This is a genomic window from Paraplanobispora takensis, assembly GCF_016863195.1.
Taxonomy (GTDB): domain Bacteria; phylum Actinomycetota; class Actinomycetes; order Streptosporangiales; family Streptosporangiaceae; genus Planobispora; species Planobispora takensis.
On record NZ_BOOK01000050.1, the window covers coordinates 1 to 20,315 of the forward strand.

Consider the following 20,315-nt stretch of genomic DNA (forward strand, 5'->3'; position numbering starts at 1 on the left):
CATGAGCTTCAGCGCGGCGGGGCCGCCACGGCAGGCTTTGATACAGGCCCTAGGAGCTGTTCGGGGTTCAGATCTTGATGGGCGCAGTAGCGGGCCGGCCAGGGCTGGTAGAACTCAGACGTGGCGCGTTTTGATGTGACCGATGCCGAGTGGGCGTTGATCGAGCCGTATCTGCCGGTGGCGGCCACCGGGCCGCTGCCGCGGCGGCTGCGGGATCAGTTCAACGGGATCTTGTGGCGGTTTCGCACCGGATCGGGCTGGCGCGATGTCCCGGACCGCTACGGGCCCTGGTCCACCCTGTACTCCCGGTTCAATGCCTGGGCCAAGGCCGGGGTGTTCTGCGCCCTGATGGAGGCGTTGATCGCCGAGGCCGCCGCGCGCGGCCAGGTCGGGCTGGAGCTGGTCAGCGTGGACTCCACCATCGTGCGGGCCCATCAGGAATCGGCCGGGCTGGCCGTGGCCGGGGAGACGCTGGATGCGCTGGAGCAGGCGCTGACCGAGGAAAAGGGGGCTGCGCTACCGCAGCAGCCGCCGGTACTGAGAGTGATGCGCCGCAAGTCACCGCCGGCACCGACGGCATCGACGGTCCGGACGCGTCGGCGGACCACGATCGCGCCGCGGTACGGCGACGCCGCCGGGCCCGGGCGAAGGTGGCCGGGCTCGGCCGCTCCCGGGGCGGGCTGAGCAGCAAGATCCATGCCGCGGTCGATGCCGCCGGGTTGCCGCTGGCCTTCGTGCTCACTCCCGGTCAGGCCGCCGACTGCCCGCAGTTCATCACCGTCATCGACAACATCCGCGTTCCCGGTCCGGTCGGCCGGCCCCGCACCCGGCCGGGCGCGGTGGCCGCGGACAAGGCGTACTCCTCGCGCGCCAACCGCGCCTATCTGAGGAAACGCCGCATCAAGGCGGTCATTCCAGAAAAGAGGGACCAGGTGGCCAATCGCCGGAAGAAGGGCCGCCGGGGCGGTCGGCCGGTCAGTCACGACAGCGATCTGTACAAGGAGCGCAACACCGTTGAGCGCTGTTTCCAGAAGATCAAGACCTGGCGGGGTCTGGCGACCCGCTACGACAAGGCCCCGGAAAGCTATGAGGCCGGGCTCTATCTCCGGGGTTCGGTCATGTGGCTGAAGCTCCTGGCCTCAACCACATGATCCGAACCCCAAACAGCTCCTAGGAGCGATGGCCGCACCCTGGCCAGAGGCGATGGCTGTGCCCGGACTAGGAGCGATGGCCGCACCCTGGTCGGGAGTGATGGCCGCGCCCTGGCCAGGGGCGGTGGCGGGGTGTAAAGCTCGTTCATGACTGCAAAGCCGTTCGCCTCCTCCGCCGACCTGGCCGACAAGCAGCAGACCCTGGAGGTGCTCGCCGACGGCGTCTACGCCCTGACCGCCGAGGGCGACCCCAATGTCGGCGCAGTCGAGGGTGATGACTTCCTGGTGTGCTTCGAGGCCATGGCCACCCCGGTCGCCGCCCGCGCGTGGCTGGAGCGGCTGCGCGAGCACACCGGCAAGCCGGTGCGCTATCTGGTCCTGTCGCACTATCACGCGGTGCGCACCCTGGGCGCCTCGGCCTTCGGCGCCGACGTGATCATCGCGCACGACGCCACCCGTGCCCTGATCGCCGAGCGCGGCAAGCAGGACTGGGATTCCGAGCTGGCCCGCATGCCCCGGCTGTTCAAGGATCCCGCCTCGATCCCCGGCCTGACCTGGCCCACCGTGACGTTCTCCGACCGGCTCACCATCGACCTGGGCGGGGATCGGGGCGAGCTGGTCCTGGCCCACTGCGGGCGCGGGCATACCGAGGGCGACCTCGTCGCCTGGCTGCCCCGGAACAAGATCATGTTCGCCGGAGACCTGGTCGAGGCCCAGGCCGCGCTGTACACCGGCGACGCCTTCCACCGCCCGTGGGCCACGACCACCCTTGATCACGTCGCCGCCTTCGGCGCGGAGGCTCTCGTCGGCGGGCGTGGAGCGGTCGCCCGCGGCCGCCCCGCGGTGGAGGCCGCCATCGAGCAGACCCGCGCCTTCCTGCGCACCATGCTGGAGGAGACCGGCCGGGTGCACGCCGCCCACGGCACGCTCAAGGAGGCGTTCGCGGCGGTGCACGCCGCTCTGGAGCCCCGCTACGGCCGCTGGCCGATCTTCGAGCACTGCCTGCCGTTCAACGTCTCGCGTCTGTGGGATGAGCTGTCCGGCACCGAGCGCCCGGTGATCTGGACCGCCGAGAGGGATCGGGAAGTATGGACCGCCCTGCAGTCGTGATCGCCGGAGCCGGGCCGGTGGGCCTGACGCTGGCGTTGCTGCTGGCCCGCCGGCGGGTGCCGAGCACGGTGCTGGAGTCCCGGCCGCACCGGGAGGCGGAGGGGTCGAGGGCGATCTGCTTCCAGCGCGACGTGCTGGATGTCCTCGACCGCGTCGGCTGCGCCGAGGACATGGTGGCCGAGGGCGTCACCTGGACCACCGGCCGCACCTACTACCGGGAACGGGAGCTGTTCTCCGTCACCTTCCCCGCCCCGGGCAGAAGCCTGTTCCCGCCGTGGATCAACATCTCCCAGGCCCGGGTGGAGGAGTTCCTGCTGGCCCGGGCCCGGGCCGAGCCGCTGATCGAGCTCCGCCCCGGTCATTCGGTCACCGGCTACCGCCAGGACGCCGACGGCGTCGAGGTCGACGCCGCGACGGCGACCGGCGGGGCGCGCGTGCGAGGCGCCTGCCTGGTCGGCGCGGACGGCGCACGCAGCACCGTCCGCAGGCTGGCCGGGATCGGCTTCCCCGGCCGATCCTTCGACGACCTGTTCCTCATCTGCGACATCAAGGCCGCGCTGCCCTTCCCCGACGAGCGCCGCTTCTCCTTCGACCCGCCGTGGAACCCCGGCCGGCAGGTCCTGGTCCACCCGTGCCCGGACTCCGTCTGGCGCATCGACTGGCAGGTGCCGCCCACGTTCGACGCGGCCACCGCCGACATCGACGCCATGGTGCGCCGGATCACCGGCGACCGGCCGTACGAGATCGTCTGGCGGTCGCTCTACCGCTTCCACGAGCGGGTCGCCTCCCGCTTCCGGGACGGCCGGGTCTTCCTGGCCGGGGACGCCGCACACCTGTACGCGCCCTTCGGCGCCCGCGGCCTGAACTCCGGCATCCAGGACGCCGAGAACCTGGCCTGGAAGCTCGCGCTGGGCGGCGAGATCCTCCTGGAGAGCTACGGCCTGGAGCGGCGGGCCGCCGCCCTGGAGAACCTGAAGGTCACCGGGGACACCATGGCGTTCCTGGTGCCGCAGGACGAGGCCCGGTGGCAGGCACGGCGCTCGGCGCTCACCCGGGCCCTGACCGATCCCGCCGCCCGCGCCGAGATCGACTCCGGCAAGCTGGCCGAGCCGTACTGGTACGTGGACTCCCCCCTGACCACCTCCGGCGGCCCCGTGCCGACCGAGCCGGGCGTGCCGCGCCCGCCGTCGCCGGGGGTCATCTGCCCCGACGGACCGGTGGTCGTGGCGGGGCGCCCGACGCGGCTGAGGCGGCTTCTCGGTTCGGGGTTCGTCGTGCTCACCGCACGCGCCGACCGCGTCGAGGCGGCCCGCTCGGCCTGCGCGGGCCCGGTTCCCGTCGAGGTGTACGGCCTGACCGACATCGACGCCGAAGGCGTGGTGACCGGCGCGCTGCGCGCCTGCGGTGACAGCGTTCACCTGGTCCGGCCGGACGGCCACCTGGCCGCGGTGCTGCCCGCCTTCTCCGGTACGGCCCTGCGCGGAGCCCTCGGCCGCGCCGCGGGAGAGTCCCCGGGTTAGGGCACGTCTCCCGGCTCTTCCCGCTTCCCGGGACCGCCCGGACGGCGCCGGTTCCACCGGGGCACGGGCCCGGGCCGGGTTCCGTCAGAGTCCGGGCCCCGCGCGGTCCTCCCCGGGATGGAGGCCGGGTCAACGCTGCGGGTGACCCGGGCTCCGGTACGCCTCCCGCTCCGGATGGGCGCCGGTCAGCCGCCGATCGCATAGGTTCTCCGCATGCATGACGGGAGATGGACGCACCCATGACGATCAAAGTGGTCATCGCCGACGACCAGGCGATGATCCGCGCCGGGCTGCGCCTGGTCGTGGAGATGGCTCCCGGCATCGAGGTCGTCGGCGAGGCCGCCGACGGGCGGCAGGCCGTCGCCCTGGTCCGGCGGCTCCGGCCGGAGGTGCTGCTGATGGACATCGCGATGCCCCACCTGGACGGACTCGGCGCCGCCCGGCTGCTGCTCGCGGATCCCGAGCCGCCGAAGATCGTCATGTTGACGACCTTCGGCACCGACGGCAACCTGCACGCGTCGCTGCGCGCAGGGGTCAACGGCTTCCTGCTGAAGAGCTCCCCACCGGAGCAGCTGATCTCGGCCATCCGGATCGCGGCGGCCGGGGACGCGCTCATCGACCCGGCGGCCACCGTGCGGGTGATCGCCTCATTCGCCGCGCAGGCCGAGCCGGTCACCCCGCCCGCGCTGGCGGAGCTCACCGAACGGGAGTCGCAGGTGCTGCGCCTGCTGGGGCGGGGGCTGTGCAACTCCGAGATCGCACGGGAGCTGGGCATCGGCGAGGCGACCGTCAGGACCCACATCGGCCGGGTGCTGAACAAGCTCGGCCTGCGCGACCGGGTGCAGGCGGTCGTCTTCGCCTACGAGACGGGGATCGTACGGCCCGGCTCGAAGGAGCGGACGTGCTGAGGCCGGCGCCCGGTCACTGGCGGCCGACCTGGCTGGACCTGCTGCTCTCCCTCGCCGTGACGGTCTCCGGGCTCGTCGAGTCCTTCGGCCGCCAGGGGCCGGACTACGGCCAGATCCACAACCCGGTGCCGTGGGCGGCGGGAGCGGTCACGGCCGGGGTGATGCTGCTGGCCCGGCGTCGCTTTCCCGCGATCATGCTGATGCTCCTGGTCGCGGTCGGCCTGGTCCTACGGCACGTCACGGATGACGGTTACTACGCCGCCTGGCACCTCTACTCCATGCTCATCCTCATCCACACCGTGGCCAGCGCGAGGGAGCTGCGCAGTCCGCAGGGGGCGGCGGGACTGGGCTGCGTGCTGGGGGCGTACGCCTTCCTGCTGACGCTGAACGACAGCGACATCGCCGAGACCATGATCAGTGCGATCTTCGTGGGCGTGGCGTACGGCAGCGGCATCCTGCTGCGCCGCCAGATCGACCGGACGTTGCGGCTCACCGAGCGCGCCACGCGGCTGGAGGTGGAACGCGAGGAGCGGGCCCGGCGGGCGGTGGAGGAGGAACGCGCCAGGATCGCCCGGGAGCTCCACGACGTCATCTCGCACAACGTGAGCGTCATGACCCTGCACGCGGGCGGGGTGCGGATGCTGCTCGGCACGCGGGGAGAACACGATCGCGAGCGCGAGATGTTGTCCGGGATCGAAGAGGCGGGACGCGAGGCGATCCGGGAGCTCCAGCTCATGCTGGGGGTCCTGCGCGGCAGCGAGGATCACGACTCGGAACCCTTCCAGCCGGACCTGGACCGCCTGGACGAGCTCGTCCAGCGGGTCAGGGGGACCGGGCTGGAGGTCAGTCTCCTGATCGCCGGCGAACCGCGACCGCTGCCGCCTGAGATCGGCCTGTCGGCCTACCGCGTGATCCAGGAGGCCCTGACGAACGTGCGCAAGCACGCCGGGGGCGCCGGCGCCCGCGTCGTCGTCGCCTACGGCCGCGACGGACTGGTCGCCGAGATCGTCAACGACGGGACCGGGGCGGGCTGGTCCGAGTCCGGCCCCACCGGGCGCGATCCGGGCGGGGAGCCGCGCGAGCCGACCGGCCGGGACCCGGCCGGCGGCGGTCCGGACGACCGCGGTCCGGATGGCCGTGGCCCAGGCGGTCACGGCCCGGATGGCCGGGGGCCGGGCGGGCACGGTCCGGATGGCCGGGGGCCGGGCGGGCATGGGCTCATCGGGATGCGTGAGCGCACCGCGATGCACGGCGGCGAGCTGTCCGCCGGCCCGCTGCCGGGCGGCGGCTACGCCGTGGTCGCCCGGTTCCCGCTCGGCGTCCCGATGGAGACCGGCTGAACCGGTCCCGGCCCGGCCCACTCGGTGTCGCTCATGCGGAGCATCCGCAGGCCGATCGCGCCGGCCCCGGCCAGATAGAGCGAGCCGCCCACGACGGTGCCGATCGGATAGATCGGCGCGCCGAAGATGCCCAGGAGCATCGCGAAGGGAGCCCACCACGGCCCGCGGCGGATGCGGGCCAGGGTCAAACCCAGGGCGAACAGGCCCAGCAGACCGGCGAAACCCGGGATCTGGAACCCGAACACGAACCCGGGGTCGGCCAGCGCCTCATCCCCCAGTGCCGCTCCCCGGGCCGGCGGCATGGCGCGTTCGAGCCGGGAGTAGAAGAAGTCGCCCAGCATCAGCGCGGAGAAGTTCACGACGCCGAGCAGGGCCAGCCCGCCGGTGATGTGGCCGAGCAGCACCGCCCGGTCCCGGACGAGGTGGATCATTCCGATGATCCCGGGGATCAGCAGCACCCAGCTCCAGTGCAGAAGCGCGGCGCTGACCGAGACCTGCTCCGGGTGCGCGCCGTAGATCCCGGTGGGATCGCCGCCCTGCCGGATGGCCGGGTCGACCAGCAGGCCGGTGACGTAGACGATCGGTGCGACGACGAGGCAGAGACCCGCCGCCCGCCTGCGGAACCCGTGCGGGTCGGAGAGAACCGACATGAGACCTTCCCTGTTTCAGCCCGCACCGGAACGTGCGGGTTCAGTCAGGGGAAGGTAGGCGCCCGCACCGCCACAGGTCGTCCCCCTGAAGGTCGGCCGTCCTCCGCAGAATCGCTGACAGCCGGACCTCCCGGTCGCTGACGACCGGATCCCGCGCCGCTGACCGGCCCCGGCCCGCCGACGGCTCGCGCCGCCGGCGACCGGGCCCTCAGGTCACCGGTCGCCGGCGTCCGCGGTTCACCTCGCCGTCGGCCTCAGACGGGCACGTCCGCGTCCCGCACCGCGCGCCGTCGCAGGAGTGCTCCCGCCGCGGCCGCGGTGAAGAACATCAGGACGCCGTAGACGGCCGCCGGGACGGCGGCCTCGGTGCTGCCCAGCAGGCTGATCGCCACGGTGATGGCCAGGGTGCTGTTGTGGATGCCGATCTCCATGCAGGAGGCGATGGCCTGGCGGGGATCCGCTCCGGCCAGGCGCGGCGCCCAGTAGCCGACGGTGAGGCTGATGACGCTGAAGACCAGCGTGATCAGTCCCACCGAGGCGATGTAGTCCCCGAGGTTCGCCGCCTCCTTGACGATCGCTCCGGCGATCACGGCGAGGAGGATCACCGCGGACAGGATCTTGACGGGCTTCTCCATCCAATCGGCGAAGGCCGAGAACCGGGCCTTGACCGCCATGCCGATCGCGACGGGGATCAGGACGATCAGGAAGACCTGCGCGGTCTTGTCGAACTGCAGGCCCACCTGGCCGCTTCCGCCCTGGAAGTGGGCGATGGCGAGGTTGGTGACCAACGGCAGCGTGAAGACCGCCAGGACGGAGTTGATCGCGGTCAGGGTGACGTTGAGCGCCACGTCACCGCCGAACAGGTGGCTGTAGAGGTTGGCGCTGGTGCCGCCGGGCGAGGCGGCCAGCAGCATCATGCCCACGGCCAGGCCCGGAGCCAGGCCGAAGACCAGCACGAGCCCGAAGCAGATCAGCGGCAGCAGGACGATCTGGCAGGCCAGGGCGGTGAAGGCGGCCTTGGGGTAGACGACGACGCGGCGGAAGTCCGCGACGGTCAGTCCCAGACCGAGACCGAACATGATTATGGCGAGGGCGGCGGGCAGGAAGACACTGGTCAGAGCGGAGTTCACGGACGATCCTTACCGCTGGGGGGTTTGGGCGACAGAATCTCCGTCTGGAACCGGTGTTGTCCATGGGGCACCGGCCTCCGTTGCCGATCCGATGCGTTGACTTCCTGCCCACGACCGGAGCCGGGGGTCCGCGCCCGGGATTTCCGGATCAGTCCTGCGGGGGCCGCCGTACCCCGCGCCGCCGCAGTCCCCATCCGGCCAGGGCGAGCACGGCGACGGCCGCGGTCCCGCCGATCGGGACCCAGGGCACGGACGGTCCGTCGTCGGTACGGCCGGACACGGGAGAGGCGGTCATCGTCGCCTCCGGGAGGGAGCTCACCGCGGGGGAGGGCGTCGTTTCCGGAGGCGTCGTTTCCGGAGGCGTCGCTTCCGAAGGCTCAGTCGCGTCCCGGCCCCCGGGAGCCGCCGACGGCGGCCTGGCCGTACCGAGCGCGGCCAGGAGATCCCGGGCGAGCGGCTCGCCGCCCTCGACGCCGTCCTCCCGGCGCAGCGGCCGGTCGCCGGGGCGGACCGGCCGGTTCCCGTCGCACAGCGAGGTGTGCAGCGGCACGCCCGGATCGGTCGCGAACAGGCCGGTCTCCCCGCCCCTGGCGAACACCAGATAGCGGGAGCCGACGGTGAAGGCGTACCCGCACGAGGCTCCGTCGGGGTTGGTCGCCACCTCGACCTCGGCGGCCGGCACCCCCTTGTAGACCTGGTCCGGCCGGAGGCGGTAGACGATCGGCGGGGTGGGTCCGGAGCGGTCTCCCGGAAGCCGGCGGGCCGCCACCACCGTCCCGGTGAAGACGGTCTGCGCGTTCTCCACCTGCTCGGCCGGTTCCAGGGCGGCGCAACTGCAGGCGCAGGCCGTACCGGGCACCGCCACGACGACGGCGGCGGCCAGGAGCAGCGGGGCGGCGAGCGAGCGGTATCCCATGTCCTCATCACGTACCCGCGCCGGTGCCGGTTCGGACCGAACAGCACCTTCTCCCGGGACTTTCGGCCCTCCCCCTCCGGGCCGTACGGACAGAGGCTCGAAGACGACACCGAGGAGAGCGAGAGGACATGAACATGCGCGCCGCCGTCGTCACCGCGTTCGACCGGCCCCTGGAGATCCGCGAGGTCCCCGTCCCGAAGCCCGGGGCCCACCAGGTCCTCGTCCGTATCGAGGCCAGCGGCCTGTGCCACACCGACATCCACGCCGCCCACGGCGACTGGCCGGTCAAGCCGACGCCGCCCTTCACTCCCGGGCACGAGGGCGTCGGCGTCATCACCGAGCTCGGCCCGGCGGTCACCGGGCGGGCCGTCGGCGAGCGCGTGGCCATCCCGTGGCTGGGTTACGCCTGCGGGACCTGCGAGTACTGCGTCAGCGGACGTGAGACCCTGTGCGAGTCCCAGCAGAACACCGGCTACGCCCTGGACGGCGGCCACGCCGAGTACGCCGTCGCCCACGCCGACTATGTCGTCCCGGTCCCCGAAGGGGTCTCCCCCGTCGAGGCGGCTCCCCTGACCTGCGCGGGGGTGACCACCTACAAGGCCGTGAAGGTCTCGGGCCTGCGCCCGGCCGAGCGTGCCGCCGTCTTCGGCATCGGCGGCCTGGGGCATCTGGCCCAGCAGTACGCGCAGATCTTCGGCGCCGAGACCATCGCCGTCGACGTCACCGACGACAAGCTCCGCCTGGCCGAGCAGCTGGGCGCCGCCCACACCGTCAACGCCGCCACCGGCGACCCGGTCGCCGAGATCAAGGCGCTCGGCGGGGCCGACGTGGCGATCGTGCTGGCCGCCAGCCCGCGCGTGCTGGAGCAGGCGCACGCCTGCCTGCGGCGCGGCGGCCGCCTGGTGCTGGTCTCCCTTCCGAGGGACAACGCGATGAGCCTGCCGATCTTCGAGACCGTGCTGGGCGGCATCAGCGTGATCGGTTCCATCGTCGGCACCCGCGCCGACCTGGCCGAGGTCTTCCGGCTGCACGCCGCCGGGCGGACCAGGGTGATCTACCAGACCCGCAAGCTCGACGAGATCAACGACTCCTTCGCCGAGGTGCTCGGCAGCGCCGTCCCGGCCCGGCTGGTCTTCGAGATGTGATCGCCTCTCCTCGCGGCGCCCTCCCCGGCGGGTGCCGCGAGGAGGCCGGGGAGCTGCGAAAACAGCACGATGGCCCGGCCGCTGAGGACTTACGGCCCTGCCCGTGGCCCCTGGGGCGCGGGTGGAATGAAGGGGAGGGAAATCCACGGGTCACAGGAGAGAACAATGCGTGTGAAGGTCAGCGAGGTCATGACGTGCGAGGTGGCGTCCGTCACCGGCGACGCCTCTTTCAAGGACGTCGCCGAGGCGCTCATCGCCAACGGCGTGAGCGCGGTACCGGTCGTCGACGGCGAGAACCGTGTCATGGGCGTCGTCTCGGAGGCGGACCTGCTGTGCAAGGAGGAGTTCAAGGAGCAGTACTACGGGGAGGGCTACCGGCCGCCGCTGCGTACCCGGCTGCGCCACCGGCTCGCCCAGGAGAAGGGGTCGGGCCGGGACAAGGCGCGCGGCGAGAGCGCCGCCGAGCTGATGACCTCCCCCGCCGTCACCATCCGCCCGCAGTCCGCCGTGGTGTACGCGATGCGGCTGATGGACGAGCACGGCGTCAAGCGCCTGCCGGTCGTCGACGAGAACGGGGTCCTGCAGGGCATCGTCAGCCGTCATGACCTGATCAAGGTGTTCGTACGGCCTGACGCGACGATCGCCGCGGAGATCCGCAAGGACATCCTGGACCACTCCGTGTGGACCGACACCTCCCAGGTGGAGGTCGCCGTCGACCGGGGTGTGGTGACGATGGCCGGTCACATGCAGCACGGCAGCGAGGCCCGGATCGCCGCGCGCATGGCGCTGCGGGTCAACGGGGTGGTCGACGTCGTCAACGAGATCGAGTGGGACGAGGACGACGTCCCCGCCTGAGGGCGGCGTCCCCGGAGCGGTCAGGCGTGCCGGGGCGGTCCGATCGTTCTGGCGACGGCGGCGCAGCGGTCCTCGTCGGGCGCGGTGCCGGAGGCGGCGTGCTCCAGCAGTGCGAGAAGGACACGCCGTTCCCCGGGCGCGAGCCCGGACAGGAGCTCGTCCTCGGCCCCGGCGACGGCCGCGTCGAGGTCGGCGAGGACGCGGCGGCCCTGGTCGGTGGGGACGATGCGGCGGGCCCGGCGGTCGACGGGGTCCTGCCTGCGTTCGAGGAGACCGCATTGCACGAACTTGTCGAGCAGGTAGGTCATGACGGTGCGGTCGATGCCGAGCCGGGCGGCGAGTGAGGCCTGGGTGGGCGGGGCGTCGTGGACGACGGCGGCGAGCACCTGGTAGCCGCGCACCCCGTGGGGAAGGTCGCGTGAGACCTTCTCGACGCGGTCGCTCCACTCCCGCAGCAGCACGCCGAGGGACCACCCGAGCGTGGAGGGGCTGGCGGGCGGGAGAGGGAGGTCGGCCGGGTCGCGGGTGGTCACGTTCTCCACCATATCCGGAAATACGCTGCGAACACGATGAGTTGTAGCCAATATAGTCTGTCAGGCAGATTATCTCGTTCCTCCAGAGAGGCCCGGCACGATGGACTACGGCCACGAACTGACCTTCGGCAGCTTCCTGACCCCGCAGAACCGGGATCCGCAGGCGCCGGTACGGCTGGCCCAGGCCTCCGAGGCCGCGGGGCTGGATCTGGTGACCTTCCAGGACCATCCGTACCAGCCGGGGTTCCTGGACACCTGGACGCTGCTGTCGTGGGTGGCTGCGCGGACCGAGCGGATCACGATCGCGGGCAACGTGCTCAACCTGCCGCTGCGGCCCCCGGCGGTGCTGGCCCGCTCCGCCGCCTCCCTCGACCTGCTGTCCGGCGGCCGGTTCGCGCTCGGCATCGGCGCGGGCGGCTTCTGGGATGCGATCGAGGCGATGGGCGGCACCCGCCTGACGCCGGGCGAGTCCGTGACGGCGCTGGAGGAGGCTCTGGCGATCATCCGTGGCATCTGGGACGCGGACGGGCGCGGCGTCCTGCGGGTGGACGGCACGCGCTACCGCGTCTCCGGCGCCAAGCGCGGCCCGGCTCCCGCGCACGACATCCCGATCTGGGTCGGCGCCTACAAGCCGCGGATGCAGCGCCTGCTCGCGCGCGAGGCCGACGGCTGGCTGCCCTCGCTCTCCTATCTCCAGGAGGGCGACCTGCGACGCGGCAACAAGATCATCGATGAGGCGGCCGAGGAGGCCGGGCGCGACCCCGCCCAGGTGCGCCGCCTGCTGAACATCGGCGGCGCGGTCGCCGAGACCTCGCAGGGTTTCCTGCAGGGGCCGGTCGAGCAGTGGGTGGAGGAGCTGACGGCGCTGGCGCTGGAGGACGGCGTCGGCACGTTCATCCTGGGGTCGGACGACCCCCGGTTCGTCCAGATCTTCGGGCGGGAGATCGCCCCCGCCGTCCGGGAGGCGGTGGCGCGCGAACGGACCGCCACCGGCACCCCTCCCGCGACCGCCCGCCGCGGAAGCGCCGCCCTCACCCTGCGGCGCGACGCGATCGACTACGACGGGGTGCCGGCGAGCCTGGCGGCCGACGCCGTCGAACCCGGCGACCGGGCCTACGAGTCGGTGCGGCACAACTATCTCCGCAGCGGATCACCCGGCCTGGTGCTGCGGCCCCGGACGGCCGGGCAGATCGCCGAGGGGCTGGCCTACGCCCGGTCCCAGGAGGTGCCGCTCGGCGTGCGCTCGGGCAGGCACGGGATCAGCGGCCGGTCCACCAACGACGGCGGCATCGTGCTCGACCTCGGCGCGCTCGACACCGTCGAGGTCGTCGACCCGGCCACCCGCCGGGTACGGCTGGGCGCCGGCGCCACCTGGGGCGCGGTCGCCGAGGCGCTCGTGCCGCACGGGTGGGCGATCAGCTCGGGCGACTACGGCGGCGTGGGCGTGGGCGGCCTGGCGACCACCGGCGGGATCGGCCTGCTCGGCCGCGCCTACGGGCTGACGGTCGACCACGTCGTCGCCGCGCAGGTCGTCACGGCCGACGGCCGGATCCTGCACGCCTCCCCCGAGGAGAACCCCGACCTGTTCTGGGGCCTGCGCGGCGCGGGGGGCAACCTCGGCGTCGTCTCCTGGGTCGAGATCGAGGCGATGGAACTCGGCGACGTCGTCTTCTCCCAGATGGTCCTCGACGCCCGTGACACCGCCGGGCTCCTGCAGCGCTGGGGCGCCGCCATGGAGCAGGCCCCCCGTGAGCTGACCAGCTTCCTCATCCTGTCCCCGGCCGCCCGCGGCCGCGGCGCGGTCGCCCAGCTCCTCTCCGTCTACGCCGGCGGCGACACCGATGCCGCGGTCGGGGAGTTGGAGCGGCTCGCCGAGGCCGGGCCGCTCCTGGACCACCAGGGATACGTGATGCCCTACTCCGGCGTGGTCCAGCCGGGCGACAGGCACTACACCGGCGGCGGGGACCCCGCCGTGCGCTCCGGCCTGGTCACCCATCTCGACGACAAGGTGACGCGCGCGTTCGAGACGGTCTCGCGCTCCGGGCTGTCCTACTTCCTGCAGATCCGCGCCACCGGCGGCGCCGCCCACGACCTGGCCCCCGACGCCACCGCCTACCCCCACCGCCACCAGAACTTCCTGCTCAGCGCCATGGGCACCACCCAGGCCTCGCTCGACGCCCTGTGGGACGCCGAGGTCGCCCCGCACACCGACGGCCTCTATCTGTCCTTCGACACCGACCCCCGGCCCGAACGCCTCCACGACGCGTTCGGCGCCAATCTCGCCCGGCTCCGGCAGGTCAAGCGCGCCTACGACCCCGACAACGTCTTCCGTTCCAACTTCCCCATCCGGCCCGCCGACATCTGATCCGGGGCCCACCGCGGGCGGCGCCCCAAGCAGGTGATCACGGGTTCGGGTGGACGCGGAAGACCGGATGGTGCGGGGCCACGGCCTCGAAGGACTCCGGCGCCGCACGCCGGCTGACCGGGATGTGCGGCCGGGCACCTCCAGGCTCGTACAGCCCGGAGCCGGCCTGTTCGGCCCAGAGGGCCGGCAGAGCCGTCAGCGGGGCGGTGACGATCACCAGATGACCGGCGAGGACGTGGACCGGCATGGTCGGGAACCTCCGGGGAGGGGCATCAGCGACAGCGTCTTCCTTAGTGGCACACTCTGTCAATAAGTCACCGAATGCCAAGATGACATGGCTTGGTAGCCTGGAGTGATGGCACTGCCCCTTCGCGAGCGCAACCGGCTGGCCGCGGCGCACCACATCATCGACACCGCGATAGACCTCTTCGACGAACACGGCTACGGACAGGTCACCGTCGAGCAGATCGCCGCCGCCGCGGGCGTGTCACCGCGCACCTTCTACCGCTACTTCGGTTCCAAGGAAGGGCTGTTCACCACCGACCCGTACACGGTCATCGGCGCCGACCAGATCCAGCCCCACATCGATCCGGACGACCTGCCCGGCACCCTGCGCCGGATCATCGCCGCCGTCACCGACCCGCCCCCGCAGGAGGCCGTACCCGCCGGACCGCCCTGGCGCGGCATGCACTACGTACTGCAGGAACCGGCGGTGCGCGCCGCGGTGTACACCGCGCTGGACGAGGGCAGCCGGCGCTTCACCGAGCTGCTGCGCGAGCGCGGCATGTCCGCCACGCAGGCGCGCGTCACCGCCCGCACCTACTGGTTCGGCGTGTACTTCGGCTCGCTGGAGCAGTGGCACCTCGACGGCCGGGTGCGCCCGCCGGGCGACTACATCGACCAGGCGCTGGCGGCGTTGCACGACCTGCCCTGAGACGGGCCGGTACGGCGCGGGACACGGCCCGGGCGCGGACCGCGCCGCGATCCCTCAGTCCCGGACGAAACGCACGATCTCGCGGCCGAGGCGCTCGCCGGCGTCCTCCTGCAGGAAGTGGCCGGCACCCTCCAGCACCGGGTGGTCGATCCCCCGCGCGCCCGGCACGAGACTCTGGAACAGCCCCGCCATGGGGCCGGTGATCGGGTCGCGGTCGCTGAAGGCGACCAGGAAGGGCTTGTCCCAGGCGCGCAGGACCTCCCAGGCGTCGCGGTTCGGCTGGGCCTCGACGTCGTCCGGCTCGGCGGGCACCAGACCCGGCATGGCCCGCGGGCCCGCCTTGTAGCTCTCGTCGGGGAAGGGCGCGTCATAGGCGGCCAGCACCTCGGGCGGCAGCGTGCCCGTGCAGCCCGACTGGATGCCGCGCGGCACGTCGAACCGCGCACCCGCGCTGCGTACGGCCTCGCGGAAGCGCAGCCAGGTCTCCGGCATCGGGAAGTCGCCGGTCGGCAGGCCGGTGTTGGCGGCCACGATCCGCGCGTAGCGGCCGGGGTCGGCCACGGCCAGGCGCAGGCCGATGAGGCCGCCCCAGTCCTGGCCGACGAGCGTGACGTCCTTGAGGCCGAGGGCGTCGACGAACGCGGCGGTCCAGGCGATGTGCCGGGCGTAGGTGTGGTCGGCGATCCCGGCCGGCTTGTCGGAGCGGCCGAAGCCGATCATGTCGGGGGCCACGGCACGGCAGCCGCCCTCCACCAGCACCCGGATGACGTGCCGGTACAGGAACGACCAGGACGGCTCACCGTGCAGAAGCAGCACGACGGGGCCCTCGCCCTCGTCGACGTAGGCCATGCGCGGGCCGTCGGGCAGATCGACATAGCGTGGCTGATAGGGGAAGTCGGGCAGGGCGGCGAAACGCTCGTCGGGAGTGCGCAGCAAGTCCATACGCGCATACGTACCAGAACATTCGTCTACAAGCCAGCGGGGCGGGTGAAATGATCCACTCGCCGTACGCGCCCGGCCTCCGATGGAACGGCGGCGCGACAGCGGCCGGACGATCCCGGAAACCGTGATCGGAAACGCGAGCGGGCGAGCATGACGGACGGGTTCCGCCCCATTGTCGGCAACACCCGTGGAGTGCAAGGACAAAAGGCGCAATTAACTCAAATCAAATGCTCCCGAAAGCCACGTTCGGACACGTCTCCCAGCCCGTCCTCATCGCACCGCCAAGCCGGAGACACCGGTGAACCGGCCCTGAACCGCGACCGGCACGCCACGGAGATCTCGACCGGGCACCCCGCCTCCGCATCCCATTAAGCGTTCTTTCTGCGAGGTCTTCACCTGATTCATTGCATTCTTTATATTTGGGCAGCGGGGACACGTCGATGCGTACGTCCATCGATGTTTCGCCGTTCCGCAAATGCTCTTTAGGACGGTGCGGCATGGACCATCAAGCCTCGGCCTGGAATCCGATCGGATCGTTATACGCGTATCGGGCACTGGATCCCGTCATCGGTCTCGTCGCCGCCATCGCCGACGACTTCGCGGAACGTCCCATCCCCTACGGCCAGGTCCCCGAGCAGGTCGCCGACCTGCTGAGCGACTTCTCCTCCCGGCTGGGCAACGACCCGGGCCGGCCCGCCGTCGCGGAGCGGGCGGCGCTGTCGGGCCGGGTGCTCGACGGGCTGGCCGTGGAGGCGGCCGCGGTGCGGAAGGCGGCCATCGTCTTCACCGAGCGCGGTACCGGTGCCGCCGAGCCGCGGCTGCGCCGTGCCGGCCGGGAGGCGGTCACGGCGCTGCAGGAGGCGTGCGAGCGCGTCGAGGGTTCTCCGCTGAGACTGGCGGATCGCCGGTTGGACGCCGTGTTCGGCCGTGCCCGCGACGTGCTGGGGAACCCCGCGGTGGCGGGGGTCTTCGGCGCTTCACCGATCGACACCGGCGGAACGTCGTGCCTGCCGTCTCTGCTGGGACGGGAGATGACCGTCCTGTACGACGCCGTCGCCGCCACGGTGACACGGCCGGAGTTCACGGGGCTGCGGCAGCAGCGCCGGATGGCGGCCTTCCAGCGGGTCGCCCGGCGCGGCGCCGAGACGTTCGCCCTCGCGATGGTCGCCAAGGACGACGAGAGCCTGGACGCGGCGATGGAGAGCGCCTACGGCTGGGCCCGGGGGCTTCAGGACCTCATCGCGGGGATCGACGTGGCGAGGGCCTGGGTCGACCGGCGTTATCTGTTCGCCCTCCAGCTGCCGGAGCGGGACATCCTGCCGGTCAATCCCGTGGGCGAGGTGGAGCTCGACGTCCCGGGTCTGCAGGTGATGGCCGCAGAGGGACTCCCCCACACCGTGACCCTGACGATCGACATGGAGATCTGCTGCTCGACCGCGGGCTGCGTCTCGATCTCGTGTCAGTCGAGCGGCGGTTGCGCCTGTGAGGCCTGAGCCGGACGCGAGCGGCGCGTGACCTCGGTGTCACCGGGCCCCGCCGGCCGCTGGGCCGACGCGCTCGGGCTCGACGAGCGGGTCGGGCTACTGCGCGCGGCGGCGGGTACGGCCCCCGCCGGACGGGGCGACGGCCGCGACGCCGACCGGACCGTGCTGGCCCGGTGGCGCGCGGAGCCTCAGTTCGCCCCCGCCGGGCAGTGGCCGGCCTGGCTGGAGCACGCGGGCGTGACGGAGCCGGAGTTCGGGCAGGCGCTCCGGGCCGATCCGCCGTGGCCGTCGCAGACGGATCCGCCGCCGTGGTGGCGGCTTGAGCTCCAGCAGGCCTACGGGCGGCCGCAGCCGTACGGCACCCCGGTCACCGGACCCGGGGTTGCCGGGCGCCGGCTGAAGTCGGCCTGGGGTGAGGAGCAGCGCGCGTTCCTGTGGCTGGTCCAGCCGCTCGTGACACGGGCCCGGGAACGGCTGCGTACGGGGCTGGCCGCTGTCGCGCAAACCGCGGGCGCGGAGGTCTTCGACCCCCGCGGGCTGGAGGAGTCGCTGCTGGACGTACTGCTCCCCGAACTGCTGCGCATGGTCAACCGTACGCTGGTCATGGAGCTGAACCTCCACCGCCTGCGGGGGGAGCTGCGCGGCGCCACCGCGCGCGAGCGGTTCGCCTCGTTCGTCGAGGGGCTCACAGACGCCGGCACCGCCTTGGAGCTGCTGGAGCGCTATCCGGTGCTCGGCCGCCGGCTGGCCGTGCGGACGGAGTGGTGGCTTCATGCCGGCCTGGAGTTCGCACGGCGGCTCGCCGCGGACCATCGGGCGCTGCGCGCCGCGTTCAGCCCCGGCCGGGACCCCGGAGGCGTGGTCGCGGTCGCCGGGAACCTGGGCGACAGCCACTGCCGGGGCCGCTCGGTCCTGATCGCCGAGTTCGCCGGTGGGCTGCGCGTGGTCTACAAGCCGCGGCCGATGGCGGTGGCGGCGCACTTCCAGCAGCTGCTGTCATGGCTCAACCGCGCCGGGGCGACCCCCGCGCTGCGCGTGCTCACGGTCGTGGATCGCGGCGCCTACGGCTGGGCCGAGTACGTCACGCACACGCCGTGCTCGTCCCCCGGCGAGGTCCGGGACTTCTATCTGCGCCAGGGCGGGTTCCTGGCACTGCTCCACGCGCTTCAGGCGACGGACTTCCACGGGGAGAACGTGCTCGCCTCCGGTGCCCACCCCGTCATGGTCGACCTCGAGGCCCTGTTCCATCCCACGCCGGTGGAGCGTGACCTGTCCTCCGCCGAGCAGGTGGCCGCGGAACTGCTCGAGGAATCGGTCCTGCGGGTGGGACTGCTCCCGCAGCGCACATGGGCGACGGCCGGCTCCCCGGGCTTCGACATGAGCGGCATCGGCGCGGCCGACGGCCAGCTCACCCCCTACGGGGTGCCGCACTGCAAGGACGCCGGTACGGACGTCATGCGGGTGGTCAGGGAACCCAAGCCGGTGCGCGGATGCCGCAGCCGCCCCCGGCTGCCCGACGGCGGCGACGCCGACTTCCGCGACCACGCCGACGCCGTCCTCCAGGGGTTCCGGCACCTCTACGGGCTCCTGCTCGCCCACCGCGGCGAGCTGCTGGCCCCGGCGGGACCCCTGGCCGCCTTCGCCGAAGACGAGGTCCGCGTGGTCCTGCGGGAGACGCGGACGTACGGCACGCTGCTGTACGAGAGCCTCCATCCCAGCGTGCTGCGCGACGGGATGGAGTGCGAGCTGTTGTTCGCCCGGCTGTGGTCGCAGGTGGCCACCCGTCCGTACCTGGCCCGCGTGGTGGCCTGCGAGCGCGAGCAGTTGTGGGACGGCGACGTGCCGGTCTTCACCGCACGGGCCGGTTCACGCGACCTGATCGCCGGCACCGGTGCCCGGTTCGACGACTTCCTGCCCGAGAGCGGGCTCGACCGCGTGCGCAGGCGGATCGGCCGGCTCGGGCCGGAGGACCTGGAACGGCAGGTCTGGCTCATCGAGGGGACGCTGGCGGCCGCGCGCCGCGGACTCGATCCGCAGGACGCGCAGACCCCGCCCGCGGGCCGGGCCGCGGGCGCGCCGCCGGTGCGCGACGTCGCCGGCCCGGCCTTCCCCGGCCGGGCCCGCCTCCTGTCGGCCGCCAGGGCGGCCGGGGATCGGCTGGAGGCGCTGGCGCTGCGGGGCAAGGGTGGCGAGGACGCCGCCTGGCCGGGCTTCAGCCTGGCCGGCCACGGGCAGTGGGCGCCCATCGTGCTCGGTCCCGACCTGTACGACGGGACCGCCGGGATCGCTCTCTTCCTCGGCCGGCTCGCCTCCGTCACCGGGGAGGAGCGCTACGCCCGCCTCGCGCGGGCCGCGACCCGGACCCTGGAAAGACAGGTGTCACGTGCCGGGGACGCGCCGCAGAGCCTCGGTGCGTTCAACGGCCTGGCCGGAGCGGTCTACGCTCTGACGCATCTCGGTGTGCTCACCGGCGCACCGCGGCTGCTCGACCGGGCGCAGGAGGTCGCGGAGCGCATCCCACCGCTCATCGAGCTGGACGACCAGTACGACGTCATCGCCGGCGCGGCCGGATGCGTCGGCGCCCTGGCCTGCCTTCAGCGCGTGCGTCCCACCCCGGGCACGCTGTCGGCCGCGGTCCGGTGCGGCGACCACCTGCTCTCCCGCAGCCGGCTCGCCCACGGCGTTCCGACCTGGCCGAACCCCGCCCTGGGGCCTCGGCCGCTCACCGGCTTCTCGCACGGGGCCGCGGGCATCGCCTGGGCCCTGAGCGAACTGGCGGAGCTCAGCGGGCTGGAACGTTTCCGTACGACGGCCTACCAGGCTCTGTCCTACGAACGCGAGCAGTTCGACGCCGAACCGGCGAACTGGCCCGATCTGCGAACCTGGGGCGATCCCGGCGGCGACAGGAGACCGATGGTCGCGTGGTGCCACGGGGCGGCCGGGATCGGCCTGGGCCGGCTCGCGATGCTCTCGCACTGCCGCGAACCGGACCGTGCCGCCACCCTGCGCTCCGAGGCCCTGACCGCCGCGGCCACGACCACGGCCCAGGGCTTCGGTCAGAGCCACTCGCTCTGCCACGGCGATCTGGGGAACCTCGAACTCCTCACCAGAGCCGCGGACACGCTGGGCGAGTCGGAGCTGTCGGCCCGCGCGGCGTCGGCGGCGGCCCGGGTGCTGGACGCCGCCGAGCGCGGCCACCGGCGGTGCGGCCTGCCGATCGGCGTCGAATCACCCGGCCTGATGACGGGCCTGGCCGGCATCGGATACGGACTCCTCCGGCTCGCCGAGCCCTCCCTCCCGTCCGTCCTGCTCCTGGAAGGACCGTGACCGCG

Annotated in this window: 16 protein-coding genes and 1 pseudogene; 11 read left to right on the forward strand and 6 right to left on the reverse strand. The window is 72.6% G+C overall.

Annotated elements, in window-relative coordinates; translation table 11 throughout:
- Positions 1 to 120: 120 nt before the first annotated feature.
- The 5 genes and pseudogenes from Pta02_RS31740 (at position 121) to Pta02_RS31760 (ending at position 6,029) form a co-directional block, all read left to right on the forward strand.
- Positions 121 to 1,151, forward strand: a pseudogene (locus tag Pta02_RS31740) (IS5 family transposase).
- Positions 1,152 to 1,298: 147 nt separating this feature from the next.
- The gene (locus Pta02_RS31745; protein WP_203878671.1) at positions 1,299 to 2,261 is read left to right on the forward strand and encodes an MBL fold metallo-hydrolase; all 963 of its coding nucleotides are present in this window, start codon (positions 1,299 to 1,301) and stop codon (positions 2,259 to 2,261) included.
- Entirely contained in the window at positions 2,240 to 3,781 is a 1,542-nt protein-coding gene (locus Pta02_RS31750; RefSeq protein ID WP_203878672.1) for an FAD-dependent monooxygenase, read from the forward strand. Before Pta02_RS31745 ends, Pta02_RS31750 begins: the two co-directional genes overlap by 22 nt.
- Positions 3,782 to 4,020: 239 nt before the next feature.
- Complete coding sequence (locus Pta02_RS31755) at positions 4,021 to 4,689, forward strand: response regulator (RefSeq protein WP_203878673.1); 669 nt, start codon at positions 4,021 to 4,023, stop codon at positions 4,687 to 4,689.
- The gene (locus Pta02_RS31760) at positions 4,683 to 6,029 is read left to right on the forward strand and encodes a sensor histidine kinase (RefSeq protein ID WP_203878674.1); all 1,347 of its coding nucleotides are present in this window, start codon (positions 4,683 to 4,685) and stop codon (positions 6,027 to 6,029) included. The genes Pta02_RS31755 and Pta02_RS31760 overlap by 7 nt, the downstream gene beginning before the upstream one ends.
- On the opposite strand, the gene Pta02_RS31765 is transcribed toward Pta02_RS31760, so the two are convergent.
- From Pta02_RS31765 to Pta02_RS31775, 3 genes are all read right to left on the reverse strand, one after another.
- A complete protein-coding gene (locus tag Pta02_RS31765; protein WP_203878675.1) occupies positions 5,978 to 6,679 on the reverse strand; it encodes a hypothetical protein in 702 nt (233 codons plus the stop codon). The two genes, Pta02_RS31760 and Pta02_RS31765, sit on opposite strands and share 52 nt — an antisense overlap.
- 254 nt (positions 6,680 to 6,933) lie before the next feature.
- Positions 6,934 to 7,809 (reverse strand): bile acid:sodium symporter family protein, encoded by an 876-nt coding sequence (locus Pta02_RS31770; protein WP_203878676.1) that lies wholly within the window; start codon positions 7,807 to 7,809, stop codon positions 6,934 to 6,936.
- A gap of 148 nt (positions 7,810 to 7,957) precedes the next feature.
- Positions 7,958 to 8,725: a hypothetical protein gene (locus tag Pta02_RS31775; protein ID WP_203878677.1), complete on the reverse strand. Its 768-nt coding sequence runs from the start codon at positions 8,723 to 8,725 to the stop codon at positions 7,958 to 7,960.
- Positions 8,726 to 8,853: 128 nt separating this feature from the next.
- Here Pta02_RS31775 and Pta02_RS31780 point away from each other — a divergent pair, with 128 nt between their 5' ends.
- Positions 8,854 to 9,870, forward strand: a complete 1,017-nt coding sequence (locus Pta02_RS31780; RefSeq protein WP_239131381.1) for a zinc-dependent alcohol dehydrogenase — start codon at positions 8,854 to 8,856, stop codon at positions 9,868 to 9,870.
- Between the two features lie 165 nt (positions 9,871 to 10,035).
- Positions 10,036 to 10,725, forward strand: coding sequence for a CBS domain-containing protein (locus Pta02_RS31785; protein ID WP_203878678.1), 690 nt, complete (start codon positions 10,036 to 10,038; stop codon positions 10,723 to 10,725).
- 20 nt (positions 10,726 to 10,745) lie between these two features.
- On the opposite strand, the gene Pta02_RS31790 is transcribed toward Pta02_RS31785, so the two are convergent.
- On the reverse strand, positions 10,746 to 11,258 hold the full coding sequence (locus tag Pta02_RS31790) for a MarR family winged helix-turn-helix transcriptional regulator (RefSeq protein WP_239131382.1): 513 nt from the start codon (positions 11,256 to 11,258) through the stop codon (positions 10,746 to 10,748).
- A gap of 100 nt (positions 11,259 to 11,358) precedes the next feature.
- On the opposite strand from Pta02_RS31790, the gene Pta02_RS31795 reads away from it, so the two are divergent.
- The gene (locus Pta02_RS31795; RefSeq protein ID WP_203878680.1) at positions 11,359 to 13,623 is read left to right on the forward strand and encodes an LLM class flavin-dependent oxidoreductase; all 2,265 of its coding nucleotides are present in this window, start codon (positions 11,359 to 11,361) and stop codon (positions 13,621 to 13,623) included.
- Between the two features lie 37 nt (positions 13,624 to 13,660).
- On the opposite strand, the gene Pta02_RS31800 is transcribed toward Pta02_RS31795, so the two are convergent.
- A complete protein-coding gene (locus Pta02_RS31800) occupies positions 13,661 to 13,870 on the reverse strand; it encodes a hypothetical protein (RefSeq protein WP_203878681.1) in 210 nt (69 codons plus the stop codon).
- 108 nt (positions 13,871 to 13,978) lie between these two features.
- Between Pta02_RS31800 and Pta02_RS31805 the strand changes: the two genes are divergently transcribed.
- Positions 13,979 to 14,557 carry a TetR/AcrR family transcriptional regulator gene (locus Pta02_RS31805; protein WP_203878682.1) on the forward strand — a complete coding sequence of 193 codons (579 nt, stop codon included), beginning with the start codon at positions 13,979 to 13,981 and terminating at the stop codon, positions 14,555 to 14,557.
- A gap of 54 nt (positions 14,558 to 14,611) precedes the next feature.
- Here the strand turns inward: Pta02_RS31805 and Pta02_RS31810 are convergent, their stop codons facing one another.
- Entirely contained in the window at positions 14,612 to 15,499 is an 888-nt protein-coding gene (locus Pta02_RS31810) for a haloalkane dehalogenase (protein WP_203878683.1), read from the reverse strand.
- Positions 15,500 to 15,996: 497 nt separating this feature from the next.
- Here Pta02_RS31810 and Pta02_RS31815 point away from each other — a divergent pair, with 497 nt between their 5' ends.
- The gene (locus Pta02_RS31815; protein WP_203878684.1) at positions 15,997 to 16,992 is read left to right on the forward strand and encodes a hypothetical protein; all 996 of its coding nucleotides are present in this window, start codon (positions 15,997 to 15,999) and stop codon (positions 16,990 to 16,992) included.
- A gap of 18 nt (positions 16,993 to 17,010) precedes the next feature.
- Positions 17,011 to 20,310, forward strand: a complete 3,300-nt coding sequence (locus Pta02_RS31820; RefSeq protein WP_203878685.1) for a type 2 lanthipeptide synthetase LanM family protein — start codon at positions 17,011 to 17,013, stop codon at positions 20,308 to 20,310.
- Positions 20,311 to 20,315: the final 5 nt, after the last annotated feature.

Bases quoted from the DNA above. Each gene is read 5' to 3' on its own strand.
- Pta02_RS31745 (WP_203878671.1), top strand. From the start codon at position 1,299: ATGACTGCAAAGCCGTTCGCCTCCTCCGCCGACCTGGCCGACAAGCAG.
- Pta02_RS31750 (WP_203878672.1), top strand. From the start codon at position 2,240: ATGGACCGCCCTGCAGTCGTGATCGCCGGAGCCGGGCCGGTGGGCCTG.
- Pta02_RS31755 (WP_203878673.1), top strand. From the start codon at position 4,021: ATGACGATCAAAGTGGTCATCGCCGACGACCAGGCGATGATCCGCGCC.
- Pta02_RS31765 (WP_203878675.1), bottom strand. From the start codon at position 6,679: ATGTCGGTTCTCTCCGACCCGCACGGGTTCCGCAGGCGGGCGGCGGGT.
- Pta02_RS31775 (WP_203878677.1), bottom strand. From the start codon at position 8,725: ATGGGATACCGCTCGCTCGCCGCCCCGCTGCTCCTGGCCGCCGCCGTC.
- Pta02_RS31780 (WP_239131381.1), top strand. From the start codon at position 8,854: ATGAACATGCGCGCCGCCGTCGTCACCGCGTTCGACCGGCCCCTGGAG.
- Pta02_RS31785 (WP_203878678.1), top strand. From the start codon at position 10,036: ATGCGTGTGAAGGTCAGCGAGGTCATGACGTGCGAGGTGGCGTCCGTC.
- Pta02_RS31795 (WP_203878680.1), top strand. From the start codon at position 11,359: ATGGACTACGGCCACGAACTGACCTTCGGCAGCTTCCTGACCCCGCAG.
- Pta02_RS31800 (WP_203878681.1), bottom strand. From the start codon at position 13,870: ATGCCGGTCCACGTCCTCGCCGGTCATCTGGTGATCGTCACCGCCCCG.
- Pta02_RS31805 (WP_203878682.1), top strand. From the start codon at position 13,979: ATGGCACTGCCCCTTCGCGAGCGCAACCGGCTGGCCGCGGCGCACCAC.
- Pta02_RS31810 (WP_203878683.1), bottom strand. From the start codon at position 15,499: ATGGACTTGCTGCGCACTCCCGACGAGCGTTTCGCCGCCCTGCCCGAC.
- Pta02_RS31815 (WP_203878684.1), top strand. From the start codon at position 15,997: ATGGACCATCAAGCCTCGGCCTGGAATCCGATCGGATCGTTATACGCG.